17 protein-coding genes are annotated in these 16,703 nt (G+C 46.5%); 13 read left to right on the forward strand and 4 right to left on the reverse strand.

The window, feature by feature from the left end:
* Window positions 1-327 precede the first annotated feature (327 nt).
* Entirely contained in the window at window positions 328-564 is a 237-nt protein-coding gene (locus QUA88_RS27475; protein WP_333057498.1) for a type II toxin-antitoxin system HicB family antitoxin, read from the forward strand.
* Window positions 565-584: 20 nt separating this feature from the next.
* Window positions 585-746, forward strand: a complete 162-nt coding sequence (locus QUA88_RS27480; protein WP_293247374.1) for a type II toxin-antitoxin system HicA family toxin — start codon at window positions 585-587, stop codon at window positions 744-746.
* A gap of 104 nt (window positions 747-850) precedes the next feature.
* Here the strand turns inward: QUA88_RS27480 and cphA are convergent, their stop codons facing one another.
* Both cphA and QUA88_RS27490 read right to left on the reverse strand, forming a co-directional pair.
* Window positions 851-3,571, reverse strand: a complete 2,721-nt coding sequence (gene cphA / locus QUA88_RS27485) for a cyanophycin synthetase (RefSeq protein ID WP_333057490.1) — start codon at window positions 3,569-3,571, stop codon at window positions 851-853.
* Between the two features lie 335 nt (window positions 3,572-3,906).
* Complete coding sequence (locus tag QUA88_RS27490) at window positions 3,907-4,800, reverse strand: cyanophycinase (RefSeq protein ID WP_333057489.1); 894 nt, start codon at window positions 4,798-4,800, stop codon at window positions 3,907-3,909.
* Between the two features lie 332 nt (window positions 4,801-5,132).
* Between QUA88_RS27490 and trmD the strand changes: the two genes are divergently transcribed.
* The 6 genes from trmD (at window position 5,133) to larB (ending at window position 10,730) form a co-directional block, all read left to right on the forward strand.
* Entirely contained in the window at window positions 5,133-5,828 is a 696-nt protein-coding gene (gene trmD / locus QUA88_RS27495) for a tRNA (guanosine(37)-N1)-methyltransferase TrmD (protein ID WP_333057488.1), read from the forward strand.
* Between the two features lie 520 nt (window positions 5,829-6,348).
* Window positions 6,349-6,828 (forward strand): 2-C-methyl-D-erythritol 2,4-cyclodiphosphate synthase, encoded by a 480-nt coding sequence (gene ispF, locus QUA88_RS27500; protein WP_333057497.1) that lies wholly within the window; start codon window positions 6,349-6,351, stop codon window positions 6,826-6,828.
* Between the two features lie 33 nt (window positions 6,829-6,861).
* A complete protein-coding gene (locus tag QUA88_RS27505; protein WP_333057487.1) occupies window positions 6,862-7,380 on the forward strand; it encodes a hypothetical protein in 519 nt (172 codons plus the stop codon).
* Complete coding sequence (locus tag QUA88_RS27510) at window positions 7,355-7,960, forward strand: PIN domain-containing protein (RefSeq protein WP_333057486.1); 606 nt, start codon at window positions 7,355-7,357, stop codon at window positions 7,958-7,960. The genes QUA88_RS27505 and QUA88_RS27510 overlap by 26 nt, the downstream gene beginning before the upstream one ends.
* Window positions 7,961-8,000: 40 nt before the next feature.
* Window positions 8,001-9,761, forward strand: coding sequence for an ABC transporter substrate-binding protein (locus QUA88_RS27515; RefSeq protein WP_333057485.1), 1,761 nt, complete (start codon window positions 8,001-8,003; stop codon window positions 9,759-9,761).
* Between the two features lie 165 nt (window positions 9,762-9,926).
* Window positions 9,927-10,730, forward strand: a complete 804-nt coding sequence (gene larB, locus QUA88_RS27520; RefSeq protein WP_333057484.1) for a nickel pincer cofactor biosynthesis protein LarB — start codon at window positions 9,927-9,929, stop codon at window positions 10,728-10,730.
* Between the two features lie 263 nt (window positions 10,731-10,993).
* Here larB and QUA88_RS27525 read toward each other — a convergent pair whose 3' ends face one another.
* Entirely contained in the window at window positions 10,994-11,605 is a 612-nt protein-coding gene (locus QUA88_RS27525) for a hypothetical protein (protein WP_333057483.1), read from the reverse strand.
* Window positions 11,606-11,932: 327 nt separating this feature from the next.
* Between QUA88_RS27525 and QUA88_RS27530 the strand changes: the two genes are divergently transcribed.
* The 3 genes from QUA88_RS27530 to QUA88_RS27540 all read left to right on the forward strand — a co-directional run bounded on the left by QUA88_RS27530 (window position 11,933) and on the right by QUA88_RS27540 (window position 13,617).
* Window positions 11,933-12,145, forward strand: coding sequence for a high light inducible protein (locus QUA88_RS27530; protein ID WP_190659021.1), 213 nt, complete (start codon window positions 11,933-11,935; stop codon window positions 12,143-12,145).
* A gap of 143 nt (window positions 12,146-12,288) precedes the next feature.
* Complete coding sequence (gene psbP, locus QUA88_RS27535; protein WP_333057481.1) at window positions 12,289-12,828, forward strand: photosystem II reaction center PsbP; 540 nt, start codon at window positions 12,289-12,291, stop codon at window positions 12,826-12,828.
* A gap of 138 nt (window positions 12,829-12,966) precedes the next feature.
* On the forward strand, window positions 12,967-13,617 hold the full coding sequence (locus QUA88_RS27540) for a nucleoside triphosphate pyrophosphatase (RefSeq protein ID WP_333057479.1): 651 nt from the start codon (window positions 12,967-12,969) through the stop codon (window positions 13,615-13,617).
* A gap of 152 nt (window positions 13,618-13,769) precedes the next feature.
* Here the strand turns inward: QUA88_RS27540 and QUA88_RS27545 are convergent, their stop codons facing one another.
* Entirely contained in the window at window positions 13,770-14,684 is a 915-nt protein-coding gene (locus QUA88_RS27545) for a calcium-binding protein (protein ID WP_333274913.1), read from the reverse strand.
* Between the two features lie 150 nt (window positions 14,685-14,834).
* Here QUA88_RS27545 and QUA88_RS27550 point away from each other — a divergent pair, with 150 nt between their 5' ends.
* Together QUA88_RS27550 and QUA88_RS27555 are read left to right on the forward strand one after the other, a co-directional pair.
* Window positions 14,835-15,434, forward strand: a complete 600-nt coding sequence (locus QUA88_RS27550) for an IS607 family transposase (RefSeq protein ID WP_333274915.1) — start codon at window positions 14,835-14,837, stop codon at window positions 15,432-15,434.
* A gap of 36 nt (window positions 15,435-15,470) precedes the next feature.
* The gene (locus tag QUA88_RS27555; RefSeq protein ID WP_333274918.1) at window positions 15,471-16,646 is read left to right on the forward strand and encodes a hypothetical protein; all 1,176 of its coding nucleotides are present in this window, start codon (window positions 15,471-15,473) and stop codon (window positions 16,644-16,646) included.
* Window positions 16,647-16,703 lie beyond the last annotated feature (57 nt).

The raw sequence follows: 16,703 nt of genomic DNA on the forward strand, positions 1-16,703 counted from the left end.
ATGTTTGGTAGGTACTCAATAATTCTTCTCTAATATACCAGATTATGTTAACATAAAGTTTAGATGCGTTCGCCCTGGCTAGAAGCCCGTCCCACAAGAGTTTTATTGATTTTTGACACACAGTTTAAATGTAGAACAGCTTATAGCAACCAGGCGGTTAGGACGCTTTACTATTGATATTTGCTATAATATACTTGACGATATTCCTAGATACAGGCGGAGTCAAAAACCCGGTTTCTGCCTTAAAGTCGATCGTTCACAACGAAGATTTTGCTTGGCAACCCGGTTTTTATGGCTTTAGTGCTTCAAAAATACCTCAATAAATCTATGAAAATTAGAGCGATCGTACATCCTGCAGAAGAAGGTGGCTATTGGGCAGAAGTTCCAGCGCTTCCCGGCTGCATTACCGAAGGAGAAACGATAGAAGAAGTAATAATTAATTTAAAAGATGCTATTGAAGGTTGGCTCGAAGTTGCTAATAGTCGTGAAGCAATTGCCTCCACAGATAGAGTTGTGGAAATTGCTGTAGGAAATCTATTTCTGGCAAGCGACTTTGCAAAATAGTAGAGCATAAAGGTTGGGTTTTGAAAAGAGTTACCGGCAGTCATCATATCTATGAAAACCCGGAACTAGAACAAATTTTGTCAATTCCTGTTCACCGAAATCAAGATTTGAAAGTTGGAACCTTGAGAGCCTTAATGAAAATAGCTCAGCTATCTGAGGAAGATTTACAAAGTTTTTCTTAAGTATAGCAGGTTCCATAAAAATCAGGAATTACGTAATTTCTCAAACAAATAGGTTGGGTTTAACACAAGTAACCCAACCTATTAATTAAATGAGACTTAAGAGTTTAGCCTTGATTCACAACGGTCGGTTTTAAACTTTCCTGTGACTTCGATCGATCTAAACCATTTTGCACTTCCACAGATTCCTTAATCGGTTTCCGGGCTTCAATTAAACTCAAAGCTTTGTTGACACCTTCAGGTAAAATTACTACCAAACTGCCGGCCGGCGCCTCGTCTAAAGCCTTGTTAACGGCCGTTGTTTCGTCGAGAATCAACTCGTATTCAACTTGAGATTTGTTTGCGGTTCCGGCAGAAATCGCCTCGGCAATTCCCTGGCAAATTAACTTTGCCACAACACCGGGTTCTCGGCCGCGCCTGTCAATATCTTCTTTGACAATGATACGATCGAACATCTCGGCCGAAAGTTTGCCCAGCGTGACAAAATCTTCATCTCGCCGGTCTCCGGGGGCACCTACTACCCCGATCCGCCGTCCCGGCCAATTCAGCACGAAACTGCCCAAAGCTTTGTAGCTGTGGGGGTTGTGGGCGTAGTCGAGTAAAGCGTGATAGGTGCCCAAATTAAACAAATTCATCCTTCCGGGAGTTTGACCGACGGATGCTTGGAAGCTTGACAAAGCAGCGCGAATATCTTCTATTTTCAATCCTTGGGCAAAAGCCGCCAAACAAGCTGCTAAAGCATTAGCAATCATAAACGGCGCGCGCCCGCCCATCGTCAGCGGCACGTTCACAGCCTGCTCAATTCTCAGCGTCCAATCGCCTTTTAAGATCGACAAGTACCCATTTTCGTAAATCGCTGCCAGCCCGCCCGCCGCGGTATGTTTGGCAACCAGTTCGTTGTCCGGGTTCATGGAAAAATATGCAATTTGAGCCTTGACACGCTGCGCCATTTGTGATACTAGCGGGTCGTCTGCATTCAAAACTGCATAGCCTTTGGGCATTACCGACTCGACGAGGACGCTCTTGAGTTTGGCCAGTTGTTCCACGGTGTCGATGTCGCCAATGCCCAAGTGATCGGCTGCGACGTTCAAGACGACGCCGACATCGCACTGATCGAAGCCGAGGCCCGATCGCAAAATTCCGCCTCTGGCAGTTTCCAACACGGCCACTTCCACCGTCGGATCGGACAAAATCAATTGAGCACTCTGGGGCCCGGTATTGTCTCCGGTTTCGACCAAATAATCGCCGATGTAAGTGCCGTCGGTAGTTGTATAGCCGGTAATCTGACCTGTCTGCTTGACAATGTGGGCTAGCAGGCGAGTGGTTGTCGTTTTGCCGTTGGTTCCCGTTACCGCTAAAATTGGCACCCGGCTGGGTTGAGGCGAGGGGAATAGCATATCGAAGACGGCGCCGGCGACGTTGCGGGGTAAACCTTGACTTGGGGCGACGTGCATTCTGAAACCCGGTGCTGCGTTGACTTCGACGATGACGCCGTTGACATCGCGCAGGGGTTGGGAAATGTCGGGAGTTACTACGTCAATGCCGGCGATGTCCAAACCGATAATTTTGGCGACTCTGGAAAACAGCCAGACGTTTTCTGGGTGGATTTCGTCGGTGCGATCGACTGCAATGCCACCGGTACTCAAGTTTGCTGTCGCGCGCAAAAATACTCTTTCGCCGGCGGGCACTACGGAGTCCATCGCGTATCCTTGTTTTTGCAGCAAATCCAGGGACAATTTGTCGATCGTGATCCGGGTGAGCACGTTGTCGTGTCCGTCTCCTCGCTGCGGGTCGCGGTTTACTTCTTCAATAAGCTGTTCTACTGTAGACTTGCCGTTACCTACGACGTTAGCGGGTACTCGTTCTGCGACTGCTATGACTTGCCCGTTGACTACCAATACTCGGTGATCGCGGCCGACGTAATAGCGCTCGACAATGACGCTTTTTGTTTTTGATGCTGCGCTGGCTAAGTCGTAGGCTTCTTCTGCTGCTTCCCAGGAATTGATGTCGATCGTAATGCCGCGGCCGTGGTTGCCGTCTAGGGGTTTGAGGACGATCGGAAAACCGCCGACATCTTCGATCGCCCCGCGCAATTCGTCCAAATAATGAATCACCGTCCCTCTGGGAACCGGCACGCCGGCGCTGGCGAGGATATTTTTGGTACCTTCCTTGTCACAGGCAAGTTCTACCCCCAAAACTCCCGTCCGGTTGCTCAGAGTTGCCTGAATCCGCTTTTGGTGAACCCCGTAGCCGAGTTGAATCATAAACCGGGCGCTCAAAGGTATCCAAGGAATGCCGCGCGCTTCTGCTTCCTTAATCAGTGTTTCCGTGCTCGGCCCCAGGGCCGCCGACGCAGCAAACTCTTTGAGGTCTCTCAAATCTTGGACTAATTCGGCTGCTGGATAAGTGCCTGTATCGGCAATACTTTGGCACATCCGCACGCCCGCCCGGGCTGCATAGCGACCGGCTTGTTCGTTTTGATACTCGATTACTACTTGGTAAATACCTGGGGTCGCAGTCTCGCGGGTACGGCCGAACCCGACCGGCATTCCTGCCATTTCCTGAAGTTCGAGGGCGACGTGTTCGATTACGTGTCCCATCATTGTGCCTTCTCTGACCCGTTGCAGGAATCCTCCCTGATGGCCTGGAGAACAGTGATGGTCGTTCAAACTCGGAAGTGCGGCGATCAACCCTTCATAGAATCCAGGAATTTCCGCTGTGGTTTTATCTGCCCACTCCTCTAAATCCAGACGCATCAGGACGAGTTTCTGGCGTCTGATGCTCCAGTAGTTGGGGCCGCGTAATGTCTGGATTTTAAGTATTTTCATGGCAGTTAGAGGGGTATGGGGCGCGAAATCTTATAGATAATTGGAGCATTTATTCAATTTCGATCTAGATTGCTCGATCGACTGTTCGCTGCGAACAGTTTGGGAGTGAATTTCCAGTTATGGGCTACCCAATTTAAAATTCATGCCCCTGCGATCGGCTAAAAACTACAGGTACATGGCTAGCAAAAACTCAAAGCCTGAAGCTAGAATTTTCTGTGGTTCGGTCTCCTGGGGTCAGACCGTGGCTGCTTCGGCATCTATTCTATTGTTGTATCCATGATTCGGCCGGAATGCCGCCTAATTTCTGCCGAATCAATGACAAGAGATGTTCTACCTTAGTTGGCTGTGCGGCATTCGGGGGGCCAGCCAGACTCGGAACACGCTCCCGATGGCATGGGTTTGCCTTGGGGCATATTGTAGCAATCTCCGTGACACAGAACGTGCAAGCGCATATTGAACAGACTTAAGGGTTCTGTCGCTCCTACCATAGATTCATTGGTATAAAAATTTTCCCTAGAATCAACAATAGTCACAGTGCCTTTACCGAGAATTTTCATAGTATCGTCTCCCTCAAACAAGGCGCAGGTGTCTTCGTCAATACCAATAGCGATGCGATCGGGATGACAAGCCACAGCCGACAGCAAGCGAGCCATGCGATTGCGGTTGTGAAAATGCTGGTCTACGATGATCTCAGGAATAATGTTAAGTCCGTTTGCCATGTCTACTAAAGAGCGGTTCGGCGGGGCGCCACTCCCACCGCCTGCAATCATGTGATATCCCATCACCGCCGCACCCGCGCTGGTGCCAGCGAGGGTAATCTTGCCTTCGAGAGTTTCTTTGCGAATTTTCTCCATCAGCGGGGTGTCCGCCAGCAGCCCACAGAGCCGCAGTTGGTCGCCACCTGTGATGAATACGCCCGTACAGTCTTCTAAGTAATCCTTCCAGACGGGGTTTTCCCCTTGTTCGCGTTCGCGGATGTCCACTACTTTGACGGCGCTAACGCCCATTTCGTCAAATATTGTGCGGTAGCGGTTGCTAATTCCTTCGGGATCTCGCGAAGCGCAGGGAACGATCGCCAGCCGAGCGTTTGCACCCCCAGCACGGCAAAAAAAGGTGTTCAGAATCTCTCGCCCGTGAACTTTGTCTTCGGCTCCCCCGATGACCATAATCGAGGTTTTTGTGCGCGGGGGAATATTGTGTTCAAGGGCTTGAGATGTCAACTGCTGCATGGTGTGTCTTCCTCTGTTGGATGTGAAATTCAATTTTGCCGTGGCTGTGGGTAGAATGGGGCTTTTTAAGAATAAATATTTTTTGGTGCCAGCGAGGTGCGATCGGCGATCGCGCGATCCCGCAGTTGTTTGGGGGCGAGTTTACTTGCAGTCGCTGTCATGAAAAACAGATTATTTTTGTACAAAACCGGCCCGCCGACAAAGGAAGAGAATTTAACTTGCCAAAATTTTCAGAAATTATAAGAAATTATAAAGAATAAAGCAATTACTGAAAACTGAACTCCCCCTAAAGGTCAAACTAGAGGTGATGTATCAATGAAATTCCAATAATTGTGCGATTTGACGTTGTTACCCTATTTCCAGAATTTTTCCGGGCTCCCCTAGAGTCGGGACTGATGGGCAAAGCCTTAGCTAAAAAGATTGCTGAGGTGAATTTTGTCAATCCCCGCGATTTTACCACAGACAAGCACCAGCGAGTCGATGATGAGCCTTACGGGGGCGGAGTGGGGATGCTGATGAAACCGGAACCGATTTTTGCTGCGGTGGAGTCGCTGCCGGTTTTGCCACGGCGGGAGGTGATTTTGCTGACTCCCCAGGGGGAACCGATGCAGCAGGCGATGTTTCGGGAGTTGGCTGCCGATCGCGATCAGTTGGTATTGATTTGCGGTCATTATGAAGGTGTGGACGATCGAGTCCTGCATTTAGTCACTCGCGAGGTATCGTTGGGCGACTTTGTTCTCACGGGAGGCGAAATTCCAGCTTTAGCTTTGATTAATGGGGTTTTGCGATTGCTGCGGGGAACTGTGGCCAAGGAAGATTCGCTAAAGTTTGAGAGTTTTGAGGACGGACTTTTGGATTATCCGCAGTACACTCGACCGGCGGATTTTCGGGGATTGAAGGTGCCCGACGTGTTGCTGTCTGGTAATCACGCAGAAATTGCTCGCTGGCGCAGGGAACAGCAAATTGAAAGAACTCGATCGCGCAGGCTGGATTTGTACGATCGGTGGTTGCAGGAGAGGGAAGAATAGGAGAAAGGGCGATCGCACGAGTGGTCAATCGATTTTAGATTTTCGATTTTCGATTGACTTGCGCGAGATAAATGCGGGGGACGCAAGGATTTTTGATTTTCGATTTGGGATTGATTCCACGGATAAATCACGTGGCGGATACCACCTTTGAAATTCATGGTCAGAAACCGGGTTTTTTGCGGTAATACTTCGTGGTAGTCCACAGATTCGGTAAAAAACCCGGTTTCTTTGGTCTTGATGCGTAAATCTCGTATATTTAAGAGCCTAATAAATTTTGGATTCGCGTTTGTAAGTCTTTGAGTTCAGGAGAGCACTCATCGAGAAGTCCCCATAATTTTCTAGCGTTTCCAGCATTAACCCTTCTCTCCCCTCCACAAGCTTTAGGATTGCCATAGCTGCTAAGGAAATCAGCAAAAAAAAATATTTAACACTCGGCTCTGCCTTAAAAAATAAATTCACTTATCTCCCTGAAAATATGAAATAATTGTCTTCTACTATACTTACCCAACCTTCCTTTTACATGAACATCCGCATCGGCAATGGCTACGACATTCACTGCTTAGTTCCCGATCGTCCTCTCATCCTAGGCGGTGTCAATATTCCCCACGAATTAGGCTTACTCGGCCACAGCGACGCAGACGTACTTACCCACGCTATCATGGACGCGATGCTCGGAGCTCTCAGTTTAGGAGATATCGGGCTGTATTTCCCGCCGACTGACCCGAAATGGAAGGGTGCTGATAGTCTCGTATTGCTGGCACAAGTCAATCAGTTAATATTAGATAAAGGCTGGGAAATCGGCAATATTGATTCGGTGGTGGTGGCAGAACGTCCAAAGCTGAAACCGCATATTGAGCAAATGCGCGATCGGCTTTCTGCTGTCCTACAATTGAAACCAGACCAAATCGGCATCAAAGCTACTACCAACGAAAAGCTAGGCCCCGTTGGGAGAGAAGAAGGAATCGCAGCTTACGCTGTAGTTTTGTTAGTGCTAAAATAGAACTTTAATCTACGTTTTAGGAAGACCAAAACCATGCAAACTGAAACCTTGGATTTAGAGTTACCCATTGACGCGGATATTATCGCATTGGATAAGGACGATCGGGTAGTCGTGCTAATCGAAGTTAAAATTATTGAAGCTCAAGAACCAGCAGCAAAGCAAAGGATTGCTGACTACATGATATCTTGGATGAAAGCTGCGTTAGCGAAGATATCCGAGCAGCGCACACTCATTCCCTATGCGATGTTTGTTGACACCGAACAAATTCTGATTTTCAAATGGGACGGAGTAAACTTATCTGAACCTGTTTGTTCTCTAAACACTGGTGAAATACTTCGCCATTATGAGCCGGAATTTGGCAGCAAACGGATCTTTAAGCGATACCTAACTAGACTGGTTGAAGCATGGCTGCGCGACTTAGCTTATAATTGGAAGTCTGAGATTCCCACCGCGTCAGAACAGATAGCAAAAATCGGCTTGCTGCCGCTGCTAGCAGGTGGGACGACAAAATCAGGGGTAGAAATTGGTGGCAATTTTATATATCGAGACTAACTTTCTGATGAGCATTGCTACGGGACGCGATCCAGACGCTAACAACTTGTTGGTGAGTGTACCGACATCAGTCAACATAGCAATACCAAGTATTTGCTGCATGGAATCACTTTCGGCTTTAGAAGACGAAATCAAGCGACGAAACCGTTTTTTAGGTGAAATGGAAAAACAAATCAGTCAGCTAAAGCGAGATAAAACTTCACCCTCTGCCCAGTCTCTTGTCTTCCACTTAGAGGAATCTCTCAATGAGAATGAGGTGTTGCTCAATGATATTAATGCACGTCTTTTTGCTGCTCTTGATTTGTTGGCTATAAAGATAGAAATGCTCCCATTAACAGCAGGCATACTTCGAGAAAGTTTGAATTCAATTTTTATTGAAGAAGACCCGACAGACAATTTGATTCTGCACTGCATCTTGAATCACGCACACTTACATCCTAATGAAGTTAAGGTATTTTTGAGCAATAATACAAAAGAATTTGGTCTGCCGAAAGTTCGAGATGCTTTGCGGGAAGTAGGAATAATGAAGTATTTCTCGGTCACGGAAGATTTTCTCGGTTGGCTACAGTCTCAGTCGTAGTTGCACTGAAATGGTATAGTTAAAAGTTATGAAAATTTCTATGATGGTACATTCAAGACTGCGCTGGCTCGTGATTTTACTGGCCGCAATTGCCACTATAACTATGTCTGCGTGCACTCCGGTGCGATCGAACTTAGTAAACAGACTCATCGTTCCCACCCCCAGCGGCCCAGCTACCTTTAACTACCCGCTAAATCAATCTGCATACAGCGTCTTTGGCTATATGTACGAGGGATTGATCAACGAAAACGGCTTGACATCGCAGCTAGAACCCGGTTTAGCCGAGTCCTGGGAAGTGTCTAAAGATGGCAAAAAGATTGTCTTTACCCTGCGAGAGGGCTTGAAATGGTCGGACGGCCAACCGATGACTACTGATGACATTATCTTCAGCTATGAAAAGATTTATTTCAATGACAAAATTCCTAGCGGTTTGAAAGATACTCTGAGAGTTGGCATGAGTCGCGAATTCCCAAAAGTTAAAAAACTTGACAGCCGCCGCGTTGAATTTTCCGTTGCAGAACCCTTTGCTCCATTTATTAGATATGCTGGGGGAATCCCAATTTTACCAGCTCATATTTTACAGGAAGCTGTCGAAAATACAGATGCAGATGGTAATCCTAAATTCCTGACTACTTGGGGCACGGATACTGATCCTAAAAAAATTGTCGGAAATGGTCAATATCGAATGCTGAGCTACACTCCCAATCAGCGCGTGGTTTTGGAACGAAATCCCTATTTTTGGCGCCAAGATGCAGAGGGAAATTCTCAACCTTACATCCAGCAAATTGTTTGGCAAATTATCGAAAATACAGATAATCAACTGCTGAATTTTCGATCGGGCGATTTGGATACTCTGAATGTGGAGCCGGAAGTGTTTCCCCTGCTGAAACGGGAGGAAAAACGCGGCCAATATACGGTCTTTAACGGCGGCCCAGATACTGGCAGCGTGTTTATGTGTTTCAATCTGAATAAGGGGCGCAATGCTCAAAATCAGCCGTTTGTAGACCCGGTTAAGTCTCGCTGGTTTGCGAGTAAGGAATTTAGGCAGGCGATCGCCTACGGCATCAACCGATCCGCCATGACTAACAATATCTATCGCGGACTGGGCGCGCCGCTGCATTCCCCAATTCCGGCGCAAAGCCCGTTCTACCTGTCCCCAGAACAGGGATTGAAAACTTACAGTTACGATCGACAAAAAGCCAAAGAGTTACTGTTAAGTGCTGGATTCAAGTATAATAGTAACGAAGAATTGTTGGATGCTGAAGGCAACAAGGTGCGATTTACTTTGTTGATGGCGGCAGGTAAAAAAGTTCGGGAACAAATGGCAACGCAAATTAAGCAAGACTTGGGCAAACTGGGGATGCAAATTGATACGCAGTTCCTGAGTTTTAACACTTATGTGGAAAAGCTGCGATTGACGCGGAATTGGGATACTTACCTCGGCGGTTTTACGGGAGGTACTGAACCGCACAGCGGCTACAATATTTGGTCTGTTAACGGCACACTGCACAGTTTCAACCAAGGCCCGCAAGCCGGAGAACCGCCGATTCAGGGTTGGCAAGTTTACGACTGGGAGCAGAAAATCGATGACCTTTACGTGAAAGCTTCTCAGGAGCTTGATGAGGCGAAGCGCAAGGAAATTTATGGGGAGGCGCAGCGGATTATAGCGGAACAAGTGCCTTTTGTTTATATGGTAAATCCGCTGACTTTTGAGGCGGTGCGCGATCGCGTTTCGGGAATTCGCTACAGTGCCCTCGGCGGTGCTTTCTGGAATTTGTACGAGTTGAAAATAACAGAATAGTCAGTCGATTTTAGATTTTAGATTTTAGATTTTAGATTTCATTTAGTCTAAAGATGAATCTGGGAACTTGAACAAGAGTCTAAAATTGTGCCATCGCGATTTAAGTTGGGGGCTTGTATCCGTTTTTGGGCAGGTCATTAGTTAGCAGTCATTTGTTATTAGTTTATGGAACCTAAAATTTTACAGCAGTTACTCGAATCAGTTGCCACTGGCGATATTAGTCCGATCGCCGCTTTAGATAAATTAAAGCATTTTGACTTTGAACAAGTCGGCGATTTTGCCAAAATTGACCACCACCGCACTTTAAGAACCGGTTTTCCTGAAGTAATCTGGGGCCCAGGGAAAACGCCCGACCAAATTGTTGAGATTATCGAGGCGATGCGCGGGCGAAATTCGGCGGTGATGGCGACACGAATCGAACCGGAAGTTTTCGAGCAATTGCAACAAAAAATACCCGATTTGTGCTACTACCAAAAGGCTCGAATTTGTGCAATTTCTCCTAATTCCCCAACTCCGCAGCATCCGGGTACTGTGACTATTATCAGTGCGGGAACGGCGGATTTGCCTGTAGCGGAAGAAGCGGCAATTACTGCGGAACTTTGCGGTTTTCAGGTGCGACGTTTGTGGGATGTCGGAGTTGCCGGCATTCACCGCTTGCTGAGCAACCGGCACGTGATTGCTGATGCTGATGTGTTGATTGCTGTTGCGGGTATGGAAGGTGCTTTGGCGAGTGTGGTTGCGGGTTTGGCAGATTGTCCGGTGATTGCTGTGCCGACGAGTGTGGGTTACGGCGCGAGTTTTGGCGGGATTGCTCCTCTTTTAACTATGCTCAATTCTTGTGCGGCTGGTGTGGGTGTGGTGAATATTGATAACGGGTTTGGGGCGGCAATTTTAGCTTGTCAAATTCTCAGAAGTGCTGGCCGAGTGGGGAAAATGAAAGAGGAGGAGAATCGGAGAGAGGGGGAATAGTTTTGAGTTTTGAACTGAAATCCTGAATCAGGGAGGGTTCTCTTGGCATTGCCCCTACTCCAAACAGGTTTCTTTGTTCTTCATTTACCTGAAATCTGCTGTAATTTTTCGAGTGCAGTGCGAGCGCCCCCCTCGCGAAGACCGCTCGCGCTATAGTTAGAAACCCCTTCCATCAGACTCTTGAAACCGCATCTACACAAACTCTCGTCCCAGCAGAGGGCGACTAAAAAATACAGGAGGTATTATTAAAGCCGGGTTTAATATTACTTGCTAGCCAGCCAAACCGGATAAGCAGATGAATCCTCAGCTTTTAACTTTTGCGCCTGATAACTCTTGCTAGTCCAACTAGCTACTGTTTGCAGGTTTTCTGTCAAAGAACTTTCGCTGCCAAATGCTTCAAATCCCAAAGTCCACCACGCGCTGCCGTTAATGTTCAACTGAGTAAGTTCCACGGTGCAACCTTGAGGAATGGGGGCTTCTACTGGCACTGACATTACCGCACCCGACTCCGAAACGTGGTAAAGACGCTGCGCTCGCTTTTTCTTGACTCCCACCCACTTTCCTGTCGCCAAAATATCCGCCGGTATCGGCGCCATCGTGTCCGCACAAACCCACTTCAGCCACTTTTCGGCTTTGCCTTCCCAGCGGTTGCCGAAGGGCATTGTCCCCAACTCTCCCTGACGCCACTTTACCTCCAAGGTTTTCCCACGTAGCTTCACTCCTAAGTAGTCGCAGCTTGGTACTAGCAAATATATGTCTTCCCGCTCTTCGGGAGGCGAAAGATACGTGCCGAGACTCTCGCTTCCAAACCATTGATTGATTGATTTTGGCAGTGCACCGCTATAAAACCACCGCATTTCCAGACTGGCCCGCATAAATTTTTCCTCCGTTCCACAATTTTCGTCAAACCCAGACTGGATTTGCCATACACCATCGACTTTTGTGCCTCTCCACTCTATCCTCCCCCCTCTGGGGCCCAGAGTCTACCCACAGTCATACCATTGTTAGATTTTAGATTTTAGATTTGAGAATTGGGAAAGACTGACTAGATAAGGGTTTAGAGCTTGCCTACAGTTGCAGTTTTTTTATAAACTGGTGTCAGATCGGGGTATTTAAAAAAAAATTCTCACAATCCTTTACATATCTTCACAAGTCTGTTACATTTAGTTACAGTACACTAAAAACCATTTAGGAAAAAAAACATGAGTAACAGAGGCTTAATGCTGGACGACCAAGGCAAAATGAACAATTTTGCGATCGAGCCGCAAGTATACGTCGATGACGAACCCCGCACCGGCTTTACCCCCTACGCAGAACGCTTAAACGGCCGCCTTGCCATGATTGGCTTTGTTTCTCTCTTGGCTTTAGAAGTTTCGACCAAGCACGGGCTGATTAGCTGGCTGACTCACCTGTAATGATTTTGTTAACAATTAAACTATCTGGCTATGGATCGCTGGCGTTACACAAACAGCGATCCATAGCTTAACTATTTTTAGGGGCAAGGTTTGGTGAGACAATTAAAATTAAATATTTTACTGTTACCCTACCCGTAAAAAGAATGCTCAAACGAATTGCGGCAATACTTCTGGTGGTTCTAAGCCTCACCTTGACAGGTTGTGTGTCTAAAGTCACCGGACTCAAAAGCTACGTTGATACTGGCGATGGCTATCAATTTCTCTATCCTAACGGCTGGCTGCCGATCGCGGTTTCTAACGGGCCCGATGTGGTGTTCCGCGATTTGATTCAGCAAACCGAGAACGTTAGCGTGGTAATCAGTCCAGTCGCGAAGGACAAAACTCTGGCGGATTTGGGATCGCCGACGGATGTGGGATACAAGCTCAGCAAAAGTGCGATCGCCCCGGCTGATTCGGGCCGCGAAGCTGAATTAGTCAATGCAGAAGCTCGTGAATCGCGATCGAAAAACTATTACATTTTAGAATACGCCGTTAAGTTGCCAAACCAAGAACGCCACAACTTAGCGAGTGTAGCAGTCAGCCGCGGCAAACTTTTTACCCTTAACGTTTCCACTACCGAAGAACGCTGGCCAAAGGTAAAAGAAGCTTTTGAGAAAGTTGTTAAATCTTTCTCTGTTTATTAGTAGGTTAAAAAGTAGTTGGGAATGGGGAATAGGGCGCAGGTCATTGGAGATGAGGAATATTTTAGTTGATTTTTCTTTCTTCTTCCTTCTTCCTTCTTCCTTCTTCCTTCTCATCTCTTCCTTCTTCCTTCTTAACTTATGAAAATTCCAAATTTTGTATTAGCTTCAGCTTCTCCAGCCCGCCGCCGCCTGCTAGAAAATGCTGGCATTCAAGCTGTGATTTGCCCCAGCGACTTTGATGAAGGGCAAATACAAATGAAAGATGCCACTAATTTAGTGCAGGTGTTAGCAGAGGGAAAAGCTGAGGCTGTAGCTAAGTTTTTACTGGCTAATTCTCACCCCCAAATCCCCAATCCCAAAGCGTGTTTGGTGTTGGGATGCGATTCAATTTTGCTCATAGATGGCGAAATTCACGGCAAACCCAAGGATGCGGAGGAAGCAATCTCGCGCTGGCAGAAAATGCGCGGTAAGGTGGGCGAACTGTATACGGGTCATGCTTTAATTGATACTAGATTCGATGACTTGGATGAGGCAATGTCTCGATCGAGCATTCGCTGTCAAGTTACAAAAGTTCATTTTGCGGAAGTTACCTCGCGCCAAATTGCGGCTTACGTCGCTACCGGAGAGCCCTTGCAATGTGCAGGCTGTTTTGCACTGGAAGGTAAAGGTGGCTTTTTTGTGGAACAAATCGAAGGATGCCACACGAATGTGATTGGTTTGAGCTTACCTCTGCTGCGGCAAATGCTCACCGAAATGGGATATGATGTGGCCGATTTCTGGCAATCTTAAAGATTAGACACCTCCAACAAACAAATTACCCGGCTTATGCACATCGGGTTGGCGGGCGAGACGCCCACCCCACAAGAAAGTTTGTTTTGTGGGGTGGGCGTCTCGCCCGCCCTTGAGTTTATATTTTGGAGATGTCTATTGTAGGGTGCGGATTATCCAAGGGCGATCGTCCCGTCAGACACAGAGGTAAACTGAAGTTGACTCGGCGAAACATCCTTCACCAAACCCAAGATATTGCCGCTGCTAGCTTCCCGAATCACCGTCGCCTTAGTATTTAAAATTCTAAAATCAGCAGTGCGAGGAATTCCCGGAGGAAAAGGGCCACTGCTGTCATAATCTCTGGCATCACCAATGGTTAAAAACCTTTCGCTCAAAACAATATCATTTCGCGTCAATCCTCCCGTCAATCCAATTACATCACCTTCAGCCGGATCGTAATCGAGAATAAAATCTGCAGTCACTTCATCTACATCAAAATTGCCACTAGGAGGCGGTTGCAGCGAACCAATTTCCCCCGAAGTTGCTCCCATTTCTGTGCGGAGAACAAACAAATCTGCGCCTTCACTTCCCCAAAGTCTATCAATTCCAGCATCACCGATTATAGTATCATTTCCACTATCTCCTACTAAAGCATCATTCCCTTTACCGCCGCGAATAAAGTCATTTGCCGTGCCTCCATAAACGTGGTCATTATCTTGATCTCCGCTGACAAAATCGCTGCCACATTCTCCATAAAGAATGTCAAAATCTTGGCCGCCGCGAATAGTATCGCTGCCGCAACCTCCGATTAAAGTATCTGTGCCGCTGTTACCGTTCATCAGTTCCGCACCACCGGAACCTCTGACAAAATCGTTACCAGCTAAGGCCCGCAAACCTCCGGGAGTATTCTGGAGAATTCCATTTGCTAATTGAACTACGTCGTCATTGGGAGTTAAGTCAAAAAAGTTGGGGTCGCTGGCTGGATTTGGCAATGGCCCTGTGAGTAATTTGATGTTTGGGGGATCGGCAATAATTGGGTCTAAATTTTCAGCTAATGCTCTAATTTCTCCGAAATTTGTTTCTAACATCCTAAGTTTCTCCTTTTTTGATTGACTTTGTTGACATTCTGATTTTAACAAAGGTTTCAATTAAGAAATCTGCGGGAATCTGGGGTTAACGGCAGTTGACAATTTACCTAGATTTACCTAGGATTTAGGAACCAGATTCTCGGTAAATTAATGAACAGACTGATTAGCATTGGTGAATTGGCAGAACTCAAGGCGGTCAGCGTTGACACAATACGACGCTGGGAAAAAGAGGGAAAACTAGAGTCCGTGCGGACAGATGGCGGACACAGGCGATATCGTCTTTCCGACTTTGTTGAACAAAAAACAGGAAAGACACTTGCTTATGCCAGAGTCTCCAGTCACGATCAAAAAGCCGATCTTGACAGACAGGATGCTGTCTTGTCTGGCTACTGTCAGTCTTTTGGCTGGGAATATGAAGTCATTAGAGATTTAGGTAGTGGAATGAATTACCGCAAAAAAGGACTAACAAAGCTAATCTCTACCATCTTAGACGGCGAAGTGGTTCGACTTGTAATTACCCACAAAGATAGGCTACTAAGGTTTGGATCTGAACTTATTTTTTCCCTCTGCGAATATCACGAAGTAGAAGTGGTAATTTTGAACAAAAAAGAAGACACAACCTTTGAAGAAGACCTTGCCAGCGACGTTTTAGAAATTATTACCGTATTTTCTGCTCGACTGTACGGCTCTAGGTCGAGCCCAAATAAAAAACTTATCGAAAAACTTGCAAAATCTCTGCAAAGCGATTAATATACTAAGATACAACCGCATTGAGAGGTCGAATCAATGGCTACCATAACGTACTGCAAAGGCTTGCCCACACCGGCAGATGAACTTAACGAGATTGGATTTACAGATTTTGAGATGTTCTTGGAAGCTTACGCCCCAATCTTCAGGGCTGCAAGCATTGAAACAGTCAACCACTTACTCTTGAATGCGGAATTCAAGAAGTCCGAGTGGAACACGCACTTACAGCAAACCTACGGCATCAATAAACGTCACGCAAACGGTGTAATTAGTTCTGCCAAAGGTCGTGTAGACGCGGGCAAAGAGCATAGAATTTTACACATAAAAACTCTTGAAGGAAAGATTAAGTCTCTTAGCGTATGGCTCAAGAAAGCGGAGCGCAAATTAGTATTGGCTCGTAAATTTTATGCCAAGAAAAAATGGCATAACTCAAAGACGGGCTGCAATTTCCCTATCGCCTGTTCGCTCGATAACAAATCCACTAATTGGCAGAATGTACGATTTCAAATACACAACAAGAAACGTAGACTAACCCTACTAACGAATAGACTCGAATACTTGAAAACTAAGCCATTCAAAGTCTTCGTCCCTTACGGCGATATCTTTGTTGTCGGTTCCAAGGATGAATCTTTCGGCAATCAAGTCTCTCAGTGGAATGGAAATAAAATAACTTTTAGAGTCCCCAAATGCTTGGAGTCGCGATTCGGGAAAACTGTATCTTCCGAGGTCGGTGATTTCAATCGCAAGATAAATAGGCAGCCAGAATGCGGGGCTAAGACCTGGCACTTCTACCGCAAAAACGGAAAGTGGGTTATTGCTGTGCAGTTTACCCCAAATCCTGTTAATCAAGTTTCTAGAAGTAGGATGTACGGTTGTATCGGTATCGATATGAATCCCGGTTCTATTGGGTGGGCTTATGTTGATCTTCAAGGAAACCTCAAAGCCAAAGGGCAGATTCCATTGCAGATGGGATTGCCGAACGGCAAGCAACAGGCTCAAATTGTTAAAGTTTGCCTGCAACTAGCAGCAAAGGCTGCGGAATTTGAATGTCCCGTAGTTTGTGAAGAACTTGATTTCTCCACAAAAAAGGAATCTTTAGGAGAGAAAGGTAGAAAATATTCTCGAATGTTGTCGAGTTGGGCGTACAGTGAATTTTACAAGCAACTCAATCCTATTTTGTCGAATCGTGGAGTTGAGTTAAGTAGGTCGGTATAAAAAAACAAAGGTAAGTAAAGAAATGTTAACAACTAGAATTGGAACTGAATTTAAAGC

It is taken from the genome of Microcoleus sp. D3_18_C2 (genome assembly GCF_036702395.1).
Taxonomy (GTDB): Bacteria; Cyanobacteriota; Cyanobacteriia; order Cyanobacteriales; family Microcoleaceae; genus Microcoleus.